14 protein-coding genes are annotated in these 17,863 nt (G+C 34.1%); 12 read left to right on the top strand and 2 right to left on the bottom strand.

Annotated elements, in window-relative coordinates; genetic code table 11:
* Nucleotides 1-23: 23 nt before the first annotated feature.
* The 6 genes from purR to rplA all read left to right on the top strand — a co-directional run bounded on the left by purR (nucleotide 24) and on the right by rplA (nucleotide 3,764).
* Nucleotides 24-851 (top strand): pur operon repressor, encoded by an 828-nt coding sequence (gene purR / locus H1220_06875; protein ID QMI85436.1) that lies wholly within the window; start codon nucleotides 24-26, stop codon nucleotides 849-851.
* Between the two features lie 21 nt (nucleotides 852-872).
* Complete coding sequence (locus tag H1220_06870; protein QMI86685.1) at nucleotides 873-1,625, top strand: RNA methyltransferase; 753 nt, start codon at nucleotides 873-875, stop codon at nucleotides 1,623-1,625.
* A 9-nt stretch (nucleotides 1,626-1,634) separates the two neighbouring features.
* The gene (locus H1220_06865) at nucleotides 1,635-1,940 is read left to right on the top strand and encodes a hypothetical protein (protein QMI85435.1); all 306 of its coding nucleotides are present in this window, start codon (nucleotides 1,635-1,637) and stop codon (nucleotides 1,938-1,940) included.
* An 18-nt stretch (nucleotides 1,941-1,958) separates the two neighbouring features.
* Nucleotides 1,959-2,234, top strand: a complete 276-nt coding sequence (locus H1220_06860; GenBank protein ID QMI85434.1) for a glutaredoxin — start codon at nucleotides 1,959-1,961, stop codon at nucleotides 2,232-2,234.
* Nucleotides 2,235-2,548: 314 nt separating this feature from the next.
* Nucleotides 2,549-2,974: a 50S ribosomal protein L11 gene (rplK, locus tag H1220_06855; protein ID QMI85433.1), complete on the top strand. Its 426-nt coding sequence runs from the start codon at nucleotides 2,549-2,551 to the stop codon at nucleotides 2,972-2,974.
* A 100-nt stretch (nucleotides 2,975-3,074) separates the two neighbouring features.
* Nucleotides 3,075-3,764, top strand: a complete 690-nt coding sequence (rplA, locus tag H1220_06850; protein ID QMI85432.1) for a 50S ribosomal protein L1 — start codon at nucleotides 3,075-3,077, stop codon at nucleotides 3,762-3,764.
* A 178-nt stretch (nucleotides 3,765-3,942) separates the two neighbouring features.
* Here the strand turns inward: rplA and H1220_06845 are convergent, their stop codons facing one another.
* Together H1220_06845 and H1220_06840 are read right to left on the bottom strand one after the other, a co-directional pair.
* Complete coding sequence (locus tag H1220_06845; protein QMI85431.1) at nucleotides 3,943-5,088, bottom strand: acetyl-CoA C-acetyltransferase; 1,146 nt, start codon at nucleotides 5,086-5,088, stop codon at nucleotides 3,943-3,945.
* A 76-nt stretch (nucleotides 5,089-5,164) separates the two neighbouring features.
* On the bottom strand, nucleotides 5,165-6,109 hold the full coding sequence (locus H1220_06840; GenBank protein ID QMI85430.1) for a YegS/Rv2252/BmrU family lipid kinase: 945 nt from the start codon (nucleotides 6,107-6,109) through the stop codon (nucleotides 5,165-5,167).
* 104 nt (nucleotides 6,110-6,213) lie between these two features.
* On the opposite strand from H1220_06840, the gene H1220_06835 reads away from it, so the two are divergent.
* The 6 genes from H1220_06835 (at nucleotide 6,214) to H1220_06810 (ending at nucleotide 17,771) form a co-directional block, all read left to right on the top strand.
* On the top strand, nucleotides 6,214-9,399 hold the full coding sequence (locus tag H1220_06835) for a DNA polymerase III subunit alpha (protein QMI85429.1): 3,186 nt from the start codon (nucleotides 6,214-6,216) through the stop codon (nucleotides 9,397-9,399).
* 114 nt (nucleotides 9,400-9,513) lie between these two features.
* Nucleotides 9,514-10,476, top strand: a complete 963-nt coding sequence (gene pfkA, locus H1220_06830; GenBank protein QMI85428.1) for a 6-phosphofructokinase — start codon at nucleotides 9,514-9,516, stop codon at nucleotides 10,474-10,476.
* Between the two features lie 12 nt (nucleotides 10,477-10,488).
* A complete protein-coding gene (gene pyk / locus H1220_06825; GenBank protein QMI85427.1) occupies nucleotides 10,489-11,907 on the top strand; it encodes a pyruvate kinase in 1,419 nt (472 codons plus the stop codon).
* Between the two features lie 237 nt (nucleotides 11,908-12,144).
* Entirely contained in the window at nucleotides 12,145-12,282 is a 138-nt protein-coding gene (locus tag H1220_06820) for a hypothetical protein (protein QMI85426.1), read from the top strand.
* Between the two features lie 51 nt (nucleotides 12,283-12,333).
* Nucleotides 12,334-13,548, top strand: coding sequence for an IS1182 family transposase (locus tag H1220_06815; GenBank protein QMI86684.1), 1,215 nt, complete (start codon nucleotides 12,334-12,336; stop codon nucleotides 13,546-13,548).
* Nucleotides 13,549-13,763: 215 nt separating this feature from the next.
* On the top strand, nucleotides 13,764-17,771 hold the full coding sequence (locus H1220_06810) for a hypothetical protein (GenBank protein QMI85425.1): 4,008 nt from the start codon (nucleotides 13,764-13,766) through the stop codon (nucleotides 17,769-17,771).
* The last annotated feature ends 92 nt before the right edge of the window (nucleotides 17,772-17,863 follow it).

Below are 17,863 nucleotides of genomic sequence, written 5' to 3'. Positions count from 1 at the left end.
TATGAAAGGTAGAGGTGTAAAATATGAGAGTAAGACGAACAGAACGACTAATTGATATGACACAATATTTAATATCTAATCCGATAAAATTGATTCCACTATCTTTTTTTGCCAGTAAATATGACGCTGCAAAATCATCGATTAGTGAAGATTTATTCATTATTAAAGAAACCCTTGAAAAAAGAGGAACAGGGACTGTTGAAACGATTCCCGGAGCTGCGGGTGGAGCACGGTATATTCCGCTGATGTCCATTTATGACGCCAAACAAACATTATCTTTTTTACAATCTAAATTAGAAGATCCTGAGCGTGTACTTCCGGGAAATTATGTCTATATTTCAGATTTACTAAGTGACCCTAATTTATTATCACGTATTGGAAAACTTATTGCGACATTATACATGACAAAACGTATTGATGTTGTTATGACCGTTGCAACAAAGGGTGTTCCTCTTGCTCAAGCTGTTGCACACGAATTAGGTGTACCGTTTGTTATTGTAAGACGTGACTCAAAAGTAACAGAAGGGGCTACTGTGAGTGTGAATTATGCATCACCAACATCGACACGTGTGGAAAGAATGGAATTATCTAAACGTAGCTTAAAAGCAGGTGAACGTGTCTTAATTGTAGACGACTTCTTAAAAGGAGGCGGAACAGTGAATGGTATGTATAGTTTAGTTGAAGAGTTTGAAGCAAAAGTAGCAGGTATTGCTGTTTTGATTCAAGCAAAATTCCAAGGTAAACTAGAAGTACCGTCATTTACGTCTTTATTAAAAATTGACCAATTAGATTATCGTACAAAATTTATTAAAACAAGTTTAGGTAACTATATAGAAAAACGTACAAAATAAAGCTATATGGAGAATAAGATGATACAAGAAGTGACATCCTTACAAAATGCACAAGCAAAATTGTGGAAAAAATTACTCACGGCAAAAGGTCGAAAAAAAGAACAACTATATGTCCTTGAGGGGTATCATTTAGTGTTGGATGCGTTAAATAGTCAACAAGCCTTATATTGTATGATGTCGAAAGAGGTATATGAACGATTAACCATACAGATTGATGTTCCAATATATATTTTATCTGAGAGTATCTTGAAAGAAATTTCAGAAACAACAACGTCACAATCTATTTTTTGTGTCGTTAAGATGTCTAAAAAAGTATTAGAAAAACCAAAAGGGAAGTATATCTTATTAGACAGTTTACAAGATCCTGGGAATGTTGGAACGATTATTCGGACAGCAGATGCAGCGGGCTTTCAAGGTGTTGTGATTGGGAAAAATTGTGTCGATATTTACAACGGAAAAACAGTACGTTCGATGCAAGGGAGTCAGTTCCATATTCCGATTTATCACATGGATTTATGTGAGTCTATTGCTTTATTCAAAAAAGAAAACATATCTGTTTTTGGTACAGAATTAAATCATAAAGCTATACGTTTGCAAGAGGTTCCATATCAAGAACATTGTGCAATTATTGTCGGAAATGAAGGAAATGGTATTCAAAAAGACATTTTAAACATGACAACACAAAATGTGTATATTCCTATTTTAGGACAAGCAGAATCATTAAATGTTGCCGTGGCTGCTGGGATTATGATGTATCATTTTGTAAAAAAATAGGAGGGTATTATGGTTGTTGATATTATTGCAGGAGCGTATGCTTTATTTATATTATTTGCGATTGCAACAAGTTGGAGAAGAATTCCGAAATCAGCTTTAACAAGTTTATTTTCAGGAGCTGTTTTATTAGCTTATTGTGTAGTGCTACATATCAATCAACAGTTAGTCAATCACACATTTGTCGTGATACTATCTGTGACATTATTGCAGTTAGCACCATTTGAGATTGCATTACGAAAAGGACGTATCAACTGGCTACATCATACGATACGCTTTGCATTACATGCGTATATCGTATGGGCGTTAGTATTTTAATGAGAAAGGATATTATACATGGCACACGTTTTATACTACAGTTCACTTTGTCCAGATACTCCACCATTTGTAGAAGCATTAAAAGAAAGAAATATTTCATACGAAGCGGTAGATATTACAGAAAGTATGAAAAACCTAAAACGTTTTTTACAGTTGCGTGATGAACGTGCTGAATTCAATGAACGAAAAAAATGGGGATTTGTTGGAGTTCCTGTGCTAGTCACTGAAAACAATCAATTTATATTTGATTTTAATGATATTTTAGGGACAACATGCACACCACCAGTTATTTAATGGATAAAAAAGTGAGTATATGGGTAGCGAATGGTATCTACCATTCACTACCTTTTTCTGCACTTAAAATGGTATTGTAGCATTAAAATATATTGTCTTATCTGATGAAGACGTAAAAATATAGTCTTTTATCTGATTTTTTTATTTTAGTATGCTTTTATGAAAATAATTGATTAACTAAAGAAAATACTTGAAAAAGTTATCAGTATTTGATAATATATATCAGTACGTTTGTACAGAACGTAGGCGTGGGAGGGGAAATCTTTTAAACCCCATTAAACCACATCACGGACTTAATCAAGGAGGAATGTTTCGTGGCTAAAAAAGTTGTCAAAATTGTTAAATTGCAAATCCCTGCAGGAAAAGCAACACCAGCTCCACCAGTAGGGTCAACATTAGGTCAAGCACAAGTAAACATCATGGGATTCTGTAAAGAATTCAATGCACGTACAGCTGACCAAGCAGGTTTAATTATTCCTGTTGTTATTAGTGTTTATGAAGATCGTTCATTCGATTTCGTAACAAAAACACCACCAGCTGCAGTATTATTGAAAAAAGCAGCTAAAGTAGAAAAAGGTTCTGGAGAACCTAACAAGAAAAAAGTAGCGACAGTTACTCGTCAACAAGTTAAAGAAATCGCTGAATTAAAAGCACCAGATTTAAACGCAGCAAGCGTAGAAGCTGCTATGCGTATGGTTGAAGGTACAGCACGTTCAATGGGCTTCACCGTAGCTGACTAATCAGTCAAAACCGACACAGACAGCTTCTCATACTAGATTAAAACAAGGTCTTTAATCTGTGGGAGGTCAAACCGTTAAAACCACAATAGGAGGAAGAAAAATGGCAAAGAAAAGTAAAAAATTCCAAGCAGCTGCTGCGAAAATTGATGCAACAAAATCATATTCAGCAGAAGAAGCAGTTGCATTAGTAAAAGAAACAGACTATGCAAAATTTGACGCAACAGTTGAAGTTGCTTACCGTTTAGGTATTGATACAAGAAAAGCAGACCAACAATTACGTGGTGCTATCGTATTACCACATGGTACTGGTAAAACAGCTCGTGTATTAGTATTTGCTAAAGGCGAAAAAGCGAAAGAAGCAGAAGCAGCTGGAGCAGATTTTGTTGGTGAAGTTGACTTAATCGAAAAAGTTGCAGGTGGATGGTTCGACTTCGATGTTATCGTTGCAACACCTGATATGATGGGTCAAGTTGGTCGTTTAGGTCGTGTATTAGGACCTAAAGGCTTAATGCCAAACCCTAAAACTGGTACAGTAACAATGGATGTTACAAAAGCTGTTGAAGAAATCAAAGCTGGTAAAGTAACATACCGTGCTGATAAAGCAGGTAACTTGCACGTAACAGTTGGTAAAGTATCATTCGATAACGAAAAATTATTAGAAAACTTAAAAGCAATCCATGAAACAGTTGTTCGTATCAAACCATCAACTGCTAAAGGACAATACATTAAAAATGTATCATTAACATCTACATTAGGACCTGGTGTTCGTGTAGATAGCAACACATTATAATAGAAGATATAAGACCAGTAGATTTCTCTACTGGTCTTATTGATTATGAAAAAAGGTTCTTCGTTAAATTCTGTTATCAGGAGTAATCCATCAATATGATTTAACGAAGAGTAAAAAAAGCTTAAAATCAACATATTTAAGATGTTGATTTCAAGCTTTTTATTGATATAATTCTATTTTATTGTTCGTTTTTAATAGCGAGTGCAATACCAATACCACCACCAACACAAAGTGTTGCTAATCCGTATGTTCCTTTTGTTTCTTTTAGTTGATGTAAAAGAGAAACAACAATTCTCGCTCCGGAAGCACCGATTGGGTGTCCTAAAGCAATAGCTCCACCAGACATATTAACTTTTTCTTGATTTAATCCAAGTTCATGTATCACGGCAAGACTTTGAGCGGCAAATGCTTCATTCAGTTCAATACAATCAAAATTCTCGAGAGTGAGGCTAGTTTTTTGACATAGTGTATGAACAGCATTAACGGGAGCCATTCCCATATAGTCTGGGTCATTTCCAATTTCAGAATAACCGAGTATACTTGCTAGTATAGGTAAGTTGTGTTGTTGTGCATAATCACGTGTTGTTAAGAGTAATGCTGCTGCACCATCATTTAATGGAGAAGCATTTCCTGCTGTTACCGATCCGTTTTTATCAAAGGCGGGAGGGAGTTTCCCCAGAGAATCTAATGAGATATTTAAACGAATACTTTCGTCTTGAGTTAGTTCATCAATAGCACATAATGACTCGTGTTGAATATGTTGAATGGCTTTTTGATGTGAGTAGAATGCAAAATTATCCTGTTCTTCACGTGTAATGTGGTATTTTTTAGCAATATTTTCAGCGGTAAGACCCATGTGTTGCTGACTAAAAGCATCTGTCAATCCGTCGACTAAAATACTGTCGAATAATGATTGATGTCCATATTTAGCACCTGTTCGTTCATTTATTGCGTAGTGTGGAGCATTTGACATGCTCTCTGTACCACCGGCTAATATCATGTTTGCATCACCTAAAGCTAAAGATTGATAAGCTAACATAATCGCTTTTAAGCCTGAGCCACAAACTTCATTAACCGTCACGGCAGGAGTTTGTTGGTTTAATCCACTTTTTAAAGCAATTTGACGAGCAGGATTTTGTCCATTATTCGCTTGTAGAACATTGCCAAAAATAGCGTAATCAACAGAATCTTTATTTATTTTTGTTTTTTCAAGTAATGTAGTGGATACTATTGTACCTAGTTCAACAGCAGAATATTGACGTAATCCTCCTAAAAATTTACCGATAGGTGTCCGTAATGCACCAACAATGACAATATCTTTCATAATTATTCATCCTTTTTAAAATCTCTTGTTTACCATAACATATTCTAATTTTGTGGTATAGAGTTTTAAAGAATTTTTAAATTTTCCAAAATGGATATGACGCTAAAGATACTTTTATTTCTTTTGTTTTAGTAGCACTCACTTCACCGTCTATTTGCATCGTAGCATGTTTAGGTAGATGCAATGTTGCAGAAATATCATGATGATTGAAAAGAACTTTATCATTTAAATGTTTTTGTTGAAATAGTTTTGGTATAAAGCGGAGAATATCTTTAAAACCGACATCGTGTAAGACAACAATGCTGAATTGATTGTCCATTAAAGATAAACTAGGCTCCATATATATACCACCACCAAAATAAGGATTATTCATCACACAAACAAGGAAAGCGTGATCGAATGTTTTGGTAATGCCTGATGACGTTTCAATGGTGCATGTAAATGTTTTAAAGCGAAATAATGCTCTTAAAACATTGATAAAATAAACTGCAAAACCAAGTCCGATTTTATTTAATTTTTCTTTAAGCAAAGATTGTTCAGTCATAGCAACCACTTGCGCATCAAATCCGACACCAAAGCTATTGATAGCAATACCGTTTTCTGTTTGTAAGATAGGGACTTGTATCGTTTCTTTGGCGTATAATAATTTTTTCAAGTGGGAAATAGGGGACTTGGTGCTAGGGAAATATCTCGAAAAATCATTTCCCGTACCGGCAGGTATAAAACCAACGGGTATATGTAAGTTCATGCTGACAAGTGTTTCGATGACTTCGTGTAATGTGCCGTCGCCACCAATGACTAAAAATAAAATATTTTCTTGTTGACAATATTCTTTGGCGATGCGTCTTGTTAAGGAATAAGCATGTTCTTTATAGGCTGTTTTAAACAGAATATAAGGGATATGAACACGAGATAAATATGCTGTGACCTCGTTTGATAGGTGAAGTCCTTTTCCACCACCTGATTGTTCATTCACTAGAATATAGACTTTATCTTTTGACATAGTTGTTCTCACTTCCATAGAATATGTTTATTTTACGATATTTTTTTTAAAAATGCTAGAAAACTTGAGGAAGTGACAAAAATGTGACAAAATAAGAAAGACAAATAAAAAGGAGGCAAAATATGTTTACACCAGCACAAATGATGACAGCCTTTAGTTTGCTGAAAAGTCCTACATCTATATCGCAATATGTGACAGATGCAAAAGAAAAAGGGTATACAACACTTGTACTAAGTGAATGGCAAACTTTATCCAGTGCTGTATCATTTTTTAATGAGTGTCAAAAACAACATGTCAAACCAATTATCGGACTAACATTTCCAATAGATCAAATGATTCTTGTAGCTATTTCGATGAATGAAAAAGGATATTTAGAGCTCGTTGATTTATCAAGTCAACTATTGCTAGAACAATTTTCTGTAAAGCAATTATCAAATTATCAGCATATTACGTTTTTAACAACACAAAATATCACAAGAGAACAGCTGACATATCTATGTGAGTATATTGATAAAAAGTTTTTACGTATTAGTGTATATGCTGATGACACTAAACACATATCTCTTGCACGTGAGTATCAAATTGATACGATTGCCAATCGTGTTGTGAAATATTTGAACCCGACAGATTATTTAACACTTAAAGTATTACAATCTATTGAAGATAATACAACTATTGAGGAAACAATGACAGGGCAAACGGGAGCAGATTATTTACCTTATGCACAACAATTTAAAGAAAACTTTCAAGAGTATTCTGATATTTTGTATCAAACAGAACAATTTTATGAGAGTATTGATACGCATATTCCTTTACATCAATTACTACTTCCAAAATTTAGTACGCATGCTTATGATGAATTAAGACAGATTGCTTATGCTGGATTAGAAAAAAGAGGACTACAGTTATCTGTTTATCAAGAACGTTTGGAAAAAGAACTATCAATTATCAATCAAATGGGATTTTCAGATTATTTTTTAATTGTTTGGGATTTGATGACGTATGCACATCAAGAGGGTATTATGACAGGAGCAGGGCGTGGGTCATCTGCTGCTTCATTAGTGTCTTATTGTTTAAATATTACACAAGTAGATCCTATTCAAAATCAGTTACTATTCGAGCGTTTTTTAAATCCAGAAAGGTATACTATGCCCGATATTGATTTAGATTTTCCAGATAATAGACGTCAAGACATGTTACAATATGTTGCGAAAAAATATGGAGCAGATAAAGTGGCACAAATTGCAACTTTTGGAACCTTTGCAGCGAAACAAGCTTTGCGTGATGTTTCTCGAGTATTAGGATGTACACAAGTAGAATTGAAAAAATGGTCATCTAGTGTGCCAAATAGTTTGAAAATAACACTAAAACAAGCGTATGAACAATCTGTTTCTTTGCAAAAACTCGTCGAAAAATCTGAGAAAAACAAACTGATTTTTGATTTAGCTTGTAAAATTGAAGGATTGCCTCGTCATGTATCCACACATGCTGCAGGTGTAGTTATTAGTGACAGACCTTTAACAACCATTATTCCAATTCAACAATCAGAGCCATTGCATTTAACGCAGTTTGCTATGCAAGATGTGGAACAAGTCGGATTGTTAAAAATGGATTTTTTAGGATTGAAAAATTTATCTATTTTAGCAGATGCTCAAAATGCAATACAAAAAATAAATCCACAATTTAATGTATGGCATATTGATTTCCAAGATGAAAAAACATTAGATATTTTTAGGAAAGCAGATACGGAAGGTGTTTTTCAGTTTGAATCACCGGGTATCAAACGTGTCTTGCAATTTGTTTCTCCAAATTCACTTGAAGAAGTAGCTGCTGTCAATGCATTGTATCGTCCGGGGCCAATGCAGCAAATTCCTCATTTTGCCGATAGAAAGCATCAAAAAGAATTGGTCGTCTATCCTCATGATGACTTAAAAGATATTTTAGAAGAAACGTATGGTATTATTGTATATCAGGAACAAGTCATGCAAATTGCAAATAAAATGGCAGGATTTTCATTAGGGCAAGCTGATTTGTTAAGACGTGCTATTGGAAAAATGAAAAAAGATGTTCTACTTGCTGAAAAAGAGCATTTTATTATGGGAGCTATTCAAAACGGTTATTCAAAAGAGATTGCCACAACTGTTTATGAATATATTGAAAAATTTGCCAATTATGGTTTTCCAAAATCACATGCCTTTGCCTATTCGGTATTAGCTTATCAGTTAGCCTATATGAAAGCCCATTATCCACATGCTTTTTATTTAGCATTATTATTACATGTTAATGCTAAAAGTGAGCGATTTACAAGTTATTTAATGGAAGCCAAACAACATGGGGTGACATTTTTATTGCCTCATATCAATAAAAGTCATATAGAGCATACAGTTCAAGGTGAGGGAACGATTTTATTTGGGCTATCGGCTATTCAAGGTATTTATAAAGATTTACGGTATGCGATTGTGAAAGAGCGTTTTGCTCATGGCATATATCAATCTTTTGAAGATTTTGTGTCGCGTATGGATAAACGTTATTGTAAAAAGGATATTTTGGAAACATTGATTTTTTCTGGGGCTTTTGATTGTTTTGGTAAAACAAGAGCAACCCTTGTATCAAGTATTGATGCTGTTTTAGATAATACGTCTTTATTTTTAGGTATCTTACCGTTGAAAGAAGAAAGGCTTGAAGAATATGATGAGGATACCATTCGAGAAAAAGAAAAAGAAATTTTAGGTTATGCCTTTTCAAATGATGCACTTGATGCCTTCATGCCATATTATCAAACAGGACAATTACAAAAAACAGCAGATATAGTATCTCATCAGCAGGTTATATTATTAGGTTATTTAAGAAAAATCAAAAAAATTACAACTAAAAATAATAAACGTATGGCGTTTGCTGTTTTAGAAGATGCCTTTGGAAAAGTAAATATGACCATATTTCCAACAGTGTATGTTGCGAATATGTCACATATAGAAGAAAATGAATTGATTGTTGTACATGGTAAAATTGAGTGGACAGAAAGAGAAGAACTTACATGTATCGTGCAACGTTTTGAAACAGTAGATGCTTTTTTACAAAAAGAGAATCAATGCTTTTTAAAAATAGAAGATAGTACAATGTTGAAAGATATTCAAGCATTATTATTGAAACATCCTGGGCATACACAAGTTGTCGTTTATTTTAGTCAGTCAGATGTTTATAAAAAAATGCCTGAAAAGTACAATGTTTATTTTCAAGACGCTTTCAAAAAAGAGGTTGAAGATTTATTAGGTAGTGGAAATGTGGTCCTGAGAAAAAATAAAAAATAAATAAAAAAATCAAATAATACAAGACATTTTAAAAAAAAAATGATATGATGTGACAGAAAAGAAGTTGTGAAAATTGAATGAAAACAACAATAAAATTTTTGAGGTGATAAAGCAATGAAGCGTATTGCGGTTTTGACAAGTGGTGGAGATGCTCCTGGTATGAACGCAGCTGTTCGTGCAGTAGTACGTAAAGCCTTGTATGAAGGTATGGAAGTCTATGGTATCAATTATGGCTATGCTGGTTTGGTAGCAGGAGATATTCGTCAAATGAGTGTGAGCGATGTTAGCGATACAATTAGTAGAGGTGGTACACTATTATACTCTGCTCGTTATCCAGAATTTGCCAATGTTGAAGGTCAATTAAAAGGTATTGAGCAATTAAAAAAATATGGTATTGAAGGTTTAGTCGTTATTGGAGGAGATGGTTCTTATAGAGGAGCACTTGCTTTGACAAAACATGGTTTTCCAGCCGTAGGTATTCCAGGAACCATTGATAATGATATTCCTGGTACAGACTACACCATTGGATTTGATACAGCCGTTAATACAGCACTAGATGCTTTAGACCGCATTCGTGATACAGCAACAAGTCATGTACGTACGTTTATCGTTGAAGTAATGGGGCGTAATGCAGGAGATATTGCTTTATGGGCAGGTGTAGGTAGTGGTGCAGAGCAAATCATTATTCCAGAAGTAGATACAGAGATGGAAGATATTGTCGCTAAATTAAAAGAAGGACGTCAAAAAGGTAAAAAGCATACATTGATTGTTCTAGCAGAAGGTGTAATGGGCGGAAATGAATTTGCTCAAAAACTGAAAGAGTATGGCGAACAGCATACGCGTGTTTCTGTTTTAGGACATATTCAACGTGGAGGTTCTCCAACAGCTCGTGACCGTGTTCTAGCAAGTTTATTTGGATCGAAAGCCGTGGACTTATTACTTGCAGGTATTGGTGGCGTATGTGTAGGTATCCGTGATGATAAAGTCATTTATACAGATATTATTGAAACACTTGAACATGGTAAACATATACCAAACTTAGATTTGTATCGCTTAAATAAAGAAATTTCAGGATAGAGGAGATTGAATATGAAAAAAACAAAAATCGTTTGTACGTTAGGTCCGTCAAGCCAAACTGTTGAACAATTAGTGAAAATGATTGATGCTGGTATGAACGTGGCACGCTTTAACTTTTCACATGGTTCTCATGAAGAACATTTAGCACGTTTTAATGCGTTAAAAGAAGCAAGAAAAATAGCAGGTAAACCATGTGCTATTTTATTAGATACAAAGGGACCAGAAATTCGTACACATGATATGAAAGACGGAGCGATTGCTTTAGAAACAGGTATGATTGTCCGTGTAAGTATGGAACAAGTGGAAGGAACAGTAGAACGTTTCTCTGTTAGTTATCCAGAATTGATTAATGATGTGACTGTTGGTAGCCGTATTTTAGTAGACGACGGATTAGTGTCATTAAGAGTGACAGAGATTGATGCATTTAATAAAGATATTGTGACAATCGTTGAAAATTCAGGTGTTATTAAAAATAAAAAAGGTGTCAATGTACCAAATGTAAGTGTGAATTTACCAGGTATTACACAAAAAGATGCTGACGATATTCGTTTTGGTATTAAAAATGGTATTGACTATATTGCAGCAAGTTTTGTTCGTCGTGCCAGCGATGTATTAGAAATTATCAAGATTTTAGAAGAAGAAAATGCGACACATATTCAAATTATTCCAAAAATCGAAAACCAAGAAGGTGTCGATAATATTGATGAAATTTTAGCTGTATCACACGGATTGATGGTTGCTCGTGGTGATTTAGGTGTTGAAATTCCAACAGAAGATGTACCAATCGTGCAAAAAGCTTTGATTAAAAAATGTAATATGGTTGGAAAACCAGTTATTACAGCAACACAAATGTTAGATTCAATGCAACGCAACCCACGTCCAACACGTGCAGAAGCAGGAGATGTTGCAAATGCAATTTTTGACGGAACAGATGCTGTGATGTTATCTGGTGAATCAGCAGCCGGAGATTATCCATTAGAAGCTGTTCAAACAATGGCAAATATTTGTGTTCGTACAGAGCAGGCATTAGAAAATCAAGATGTATTTAAATTGAAACAATTTAAACAAGATATTACAGAAGCTATTGGACGTTCAGTAGGTCATAATGCACGTAGCTTAGGTATTGAAACAATTGTTGCAGCAACAAGTTCAGGTCATACAGCACGTATGATTTCAAAATATCGTCCAAAATCAAATATTATTGCACTGACTTTCTCAGAAAGAGCACAATTAGGTTTATCACTTGTATGGGGAGTTCAAGCTGTATACGTTGAAAAACCATCTTCAACAGATGCTATTTTTACAGAAGCAGACAAAGTGGTGAAAGAGTTAGGATTTGCTAAATCTGGAGATGTGATTATTGTAACAGCAGGTTTACCAGTTGGTGAAGCCGGTACAACAAACATGATGAAACTACAAGAAGTACAATAAAAGCAATAGAAAGGTAGTAAATAGCGTTTGCTATTTACTCAGACTGTTGACAAAGTAAGAGTGTCAACAGTCTTTTTTCGTATCAGACGTTAAGTTGTACGGCTTACCACGATGTACACGATACATCGCTCGTTCTCTACTACGTGCGAGAACGAAGCCATTCGTACCACAACGTCTGATACGATAATAACGCTTAAAAGTGGTATAATAGAGATAAGAAAAAGGAGGGAAAAATCTATGTTTTATAAAGAAACTCACCCAAATGATGAAATCATATTAAACACATTGTCCGAATTAGTACCAAAAGACCATTTACTACGTAAAATTGATAAATCAATTGATTTCAATTTTATTTATGAGATTACTTCTCCCTAGTATAGTCATACCAACGGTCGCAATAGTTTAGACCCTGTTGTTTTATTTAAATTGGTCTTTTTAAAAGATATTTATGGCATTAAATCCATGCGAGAAACCATTAAACGTGTCGAAACGGATGTAGCGTTTAGATGGTTTTTAAACCTCCCTTTCTCTAAACCTACCCCACATTATTCTACTTTCTCTCAAAATTATATTCGCCGTTTTCAAGGGACTTCTGTGTTTGAAGATATATTTAATACTATTGTACACCAAGCTATCTCACATCATTTAATTAGTGGGACAGCTTTATTCACAGATTCCACACACATTAAAGCAAACGCCAATAAAAATAAATTTAGAAACGCTGTTATTGAAGTGGTTCAAGAACGTAAGCGAGATTTAGAAAACGAAATCAACGCCGAACGAGAAGCTATTGGAAAAAAGCCTTTTAGCTACACAGATAAAATCATCTCTAAAAACATAAAAGAAAGTACGACTGATAAAGAAAGCGGCTATTACCATCGGGATAATAAAGAAAAAGGATTTATGTACTTAGACCATCGTAGTGTAGATGGTAAACACAATTTTATTGTAGACTGCTTTATTACGCCAGGAAATGTTCATGATAGTGTACCGTATATGTCACGATTAACGTATGTGATGGAAAAATTTAAATTTGATGTGAATTGTGTCGCGTTAGATAGCGGGTATTATAAAAAAGACATTTTAAAATTTTTAGAAGAGAAAAAGATATTTTCTGTGATTGGGTATAGACGTTTTCATCGCAATCCTGACCATAAGTTTTTTCGCTATGATTCATCTAGAGATTGTTTTACGGATACACGTACGGGAGAAATTTATACCTACAGAAACATTGATAGACAAGGATATAAGCAGTATCGTATAAGCGATAACAGTAATAAACGGATACTACGTCGAGCGATAGATGCTGATGTATATGATAGATGTCGTGAACGTCGATTATCTACGTTTGGGAAAGCACTATATAAACGACGGAAAGAAACGATTGAGCGTAGCTTTGCAGACTCTAAACAAAATCATGGGTATCGGTTTGCACAATATAGAGGAGTAGCCAAGATGCAACAGTACACTTGGTTATCTTGTGCTGCCCAAAATATGAAAAAAATGGCAATTCTGCTCACGAGAGATAGCCATTTTTTACAATATAGTTCTTTATTTATCATTTTTAAATGCAAAATCCAACGTATTTTTCAAAACTGGAAAAATACGTTGGATTTTTTATCGCTATTGTCAACAGTCTGAGTAAATAGCGTTTGCTATTTACTGCCTTTTTTATTTAAAAACCATATTTTTTATGTATAAATATAATGATGTTTTGTATAAGGGGAAAAAGTAGAAATCATTGGGGGAGTTGACAAAGAGCATCTCTCAAGTGATAATGGATACTATATTTAAAAATTGATTTTTATACAGGGGGATTATGGGTGTAAAATCAATAGCCAAAAGGAGATTCAGACGTGAAAAAACGAATAAAGCGAATGGTTCTAATCATGTGGAGTTTAGCACAGTTGTTTGGAAGTATGGCCTATTCAGTGAATGTAGCGCACTCTGATAACACAAATTGGTGGGGAAGTATACCGACACGATTTTTTGATTTTGGTAAGTTTGCATTTCCAATAAAACTGGAAAATCTTGAACAACGTTCAGAACTTATCAAAAAAGAAATTGTAAGGCATGAAGATGGGACATTTCGTATTATTTGGGAGTATAAAACGCACTTAACGGGTATAAAACAAGTGACGCAAGTCCAAAAATTAGAAACTTATTTTACGACAACAAAAGATTCAGGATTGGGGCAACCTGTTATTACCTCTATTCAAAAAGATGGTGTGGATATTACTGATACGGTTATACATACGACAACATCTGATTTATTAAATTCAACAGAAGAAGTCACAACGGATGTTAACAATGGTAATTATACATATATTATTGAAACGCCAGTCTTAGATATACGTGATAACTATGCTCTTGATTTTTATACGAATTTATCAGTACTTGTGAAAAAGGGTGTAGAAGTAACTTATAATGGTCAAAAAATAGTGTTAGAACAAGATAAACAGTTTGACTTACCTGCCTCTTCTAGAGTTTTTTTATCTGGTGATGATAAAGACTTATTAACGCTTAGACAAGATGCTCCTGTATCACACTCATTATTAGAAAATAAACAGTTATTAGGAGGAGAGTATCTGTCAGAAACGTCTGTTCGATGGACATCTTCTTATTTTAATACAGAATCTGTACCGGTTACGACAACATTTAATATGACGCCTGATCACTCGCAAGAACCGGTTAGTATGAAAGTTTATTATTATAAACCTAGTCATGATGCACATGCATACGTTTTAGATAGAGTTGAAGAAGAAACGACGACGAATTTTACGGTATCGGACATACCGAGTGGTTGGATTGTTCAAACAGAAGTGATAACACATATTACAAATGAAAAAGAAGAGCATTGTATACCAAATGCAAGTTTGGAATCTTTAAAAACAGATTTATCTATTCGTAAAATTTGGGAAAATGAATCTAGACCCGTTGAAACGAGTTATGACATTCTTAAAAATAATAATCTTTTTGAACATGTAATCTTACCTCCCTCTGAAGCGGAATATGTTTTAGAAAATATTGATAAATTTGATGTAGATACATCAGGTAGACGTCATCGGCATCTTTATAAGGTGAATGAAAATGTACCTGATGGGTATTATCTTTCTTATTATGGTGTTGAAAATAATACATTGCACTATTATTTTGCCAATAAAGAAGAGATTCAAGAAACTCCGAATATAACAGAAACAGCATGCAATATGTATGGTGTGACGAAAGTACACGACTTAGAAATCGACTGGTTTACATCAAAAACTTGGACTGGTTGGGGTGGAAATTTGAGGTTTGATTTTAAAGTACCTGCACATGTTCATGCGGGAGATTCGTTTTCCGTGACTTTACCAGAAACTATCTTTTTTGGGCATACACCTGATGCATCTAAAGTGTATGAACGACTAGATATTGGTGACAAAAAAGGAGCCATTGAAATTTATCATGTAGCGGATAGAGAGTTTAAATTCGTTGTCACAGAAAATGGTGTTTCTCCTGTCGATTATTTGGGTTATTTTGAATTACAAGGAGCTCATGAAAATAAAGAAAATATTTCTTCTGTGAATGGGGGAAAACCGAAACAAGATAGAGAGTATTACTTTGGTGGTATTCAACCGACAACAACAGGGGATTTACGTCAAGGGAATGCGAATAAATGGGAAGGTCCATTAGTATTTGAAACGACAAATACTTTTTCTTCAACGTCCTGCCATTCTCAACTAAAAAATAGAACGCTTGTTCACTATGATGATACAGTATCAGCCAATGTTTCTCCTCAAATTGGAAAAGGTATTGTTGAAGAGGGAGCCGATTATATTGTTTGGGAACTTGTGTTTAATTCGGCTGGTTGGAATAGAGATTCAAATCTACATAGACAAAACCAACGTCGTTTTTGGGAGGTGTTAAATAAAGACATTCCTCTATACCATGGAAATGATGCGTCTAGTTTAGAAAAAGATGTACAAGTCTTTATAGCAGATTCTGCACCAGGTGGCTATGTGGGAAGTACAAAAAAAGCATTATTTCCTAATCGAGAACCTGATACACCGGAATTAGAAATTGAATTTGGTCCTGCTGCTAAGAGGGATTTATTAGGTAAAGGGAACCAAGATTTAACAGTCACAAGTTTTTATGATGATAACGGTCATGTACAAACGATAAAAAATAATTATCAAATCGCATTTTTTATAAAGAAAAATTTAGGGACAAAAGCTGTTGTAGCACGTGTTAAAACAAGAAAAATGCCAAATCCTCAATACAATATGTATTTAAATTCGGCGTATGCCTCCTTCCGTTCAGGAACAACGGAACCCTATAAAATTATTGCTGCGTCAAAACCTGTAGATAAAGAGGGACATATTTTTTATCCAAATGTCTTTTCTTATTCGTTTAAAAAAGTTGAAGAAATAGACGGATATACACAACCGATGATAAATAAGACGGCTACATTTCTTTTATATGACGAAGAAATATTACCCTCTGGAGAAAAAAGAAAAAACACATTAGGAACATATACGTCAGATAAAACAAATGGATTGGTGACTTTTGACAATTTATATCCAAATATTCCCTATTTTTTTAAAGAAATAAAAGCACCAAATGGATTTGAAAGAGATGATACAGAACATGCATTAATGGTTGATGATCAAGGAAATACGACTGTTGATGGGCATACTTATACAAGTGAACATCTTCAAGAAATTATCAATAGACGTTCTCCAAATTCTAAAGACACAACATTGACAGTTGTCAAAAAAGATAGTTTAACCAATCAACTTTTATCTGGTGCTGTTTTTGAATTAGCCAATCAAACAGGGACATATCGTGTTAGACAAGGGGAGATGTCCTCGGCAAGCACTATGGTATTTACACATTTATCTCCTGGAGAATATACATTAACTGAGGTGACACAACCTACTGGCTACATTCTATTATCTAAACCAATTACTTTTACGGTACAAACTGATGGGACAATTCAACAAACAAGTGAACATAATGCTGTATATGCTAATTTAACCAATCATCAATTAAATCTTGAATTACATATAAAAAATAGTAAACAGCTTTATCATTTTGATGTTATAAAGAAAAATACACAAAATGAACATCAATTATTGCAAGGGGCAACATTTAGATTGTATAAGGAGGATCAAATTACACAAATTGGTATTGATAAAACGACCGATGAACAAGGACATGTGCAATTTCATTCATTAAAACCAGGTATGTATTATCTTCAAGAAGTCATTGCTCCAGTTGGTTATCAGTTAAACGATAAAAAATACCCTGTACTAATTGCAGAGGACGGTACGGCACATCTAAAAAAATCGGATAGTCACGTTTTTGAAAATCAAAGTGATACGCAAGGATTGACGATTATTGATAAAAATGATGAACAAACATATCACATAAAATTGATAAAAATAGATGCGGCGACGAATGCTTTATTACCAAATGCACGTTTTTCAATAAAACAAAGTGCGGATAAACAAGCTAGTGTTTATAATGGACAAATTGCTACGCTGACAACTGGAGAATTTGAATTTGATAATCAAAATAGGGGATTTGGTAAGGGAACTTACTATATTCATGAAGAAATTGCACCAAATGAGTATCAAATATTATCTGAAGCAATTCCAATAACACTTTCTGAAACGGGAAATATTATTGTATCTGAAAAATATAAAGATATTGTCCTTATTGATAAGAACGAACAGGAAAATATTGTGAATATTCGTATCAAAAATGTTAAAGTTGGCGAATTTCCAAAAACAGGTAGCTTTATTGGAACAGAAGTATTCTTATTAGTAGGCATTAGTTTAATGATGAGCTGTTTTTGGTTATATCATAAACAGAGAAAATAGTAAAATTGTGCTGATGAGTTTTTTTCATCAGCACAATTTTTGATAGGAGATACAACTAAAGTATGATTTCTTGGAGAACGCTTTAAAAAGCT

The organism is Carnobacteriaceae bacterium zg-84 (genome assembly GCA_013874835.1).
GTDB lineage: Bacteria > Bacillota > Bacilli > Lactobacillales > Aerococcaceae > WM01.
This window is presented reverse-complemented; position numbering and strand designations above follow the sequence as displayed.

Coding starts and splice junctions, on each gene's coding strand:
- purR (QMI85436.1), top strand. CDS start 24: ATGAGAGTAAGACGAACAGAACGACTAATTGATATGACACAATATTTA.
- H1220_06865 (QMI85435.1), top strand. CDS start 1,635: ATGGTTGTTGATATTATTGCAGGAGCGTATGCTTTATTTATATTATTT.
- H1220_06860 (QMI85434.1), top strand. CDS start 1,959: ATGGCACACGTTTTATACTACAGTTCACTTTGTCCAGATACTCCACCA.
- rplA (QMI85432.1), top strand. CDS start 3,075: ATGGCAAAGAAAAGTAAAAAATTCCAAGCAGCTGCTGCGAAAATTGAT.
- H1220_06845 (QMI85431.1), bottom strand. CDS start 5,088: ATGAAAGATATTGTCATTGTTGGTGCATTACGGACACCTATCGGTAAA.
- H1220_06840 (QMI85430.1), bottom strand. CDS start 6,109: ATGGAAGTGAGAACAACTATGTCAAAAGATAAAGTCTATATTCTAGTG.
- H1220_06835 (QMI85429.1), top strand. CDS start 6,214: ATGTTTACACCAGCACAAATGATGACAGCCTTTAGTTTGCTGAAAAGT.
- pfkA (QMI85428.1), top strand. CDS start 9,514: ATGAAGCGTATTGCGGTTTTGACAAGTGGTGGAGATGCTCCTGGTATG.
- pyk (QMI85427.1), top strand. CDS start 10,489: ATGAAAAAAACAAAAATCGTTTGTACGTTAGGTCCGTCAAGCCAAACT.
- H1220_06820 (QMI85426.1), top strand. CDS start 12,145: ATGTTTTATAAAGAAACTCACCCAAATGATGAAATCATATTAAACACA.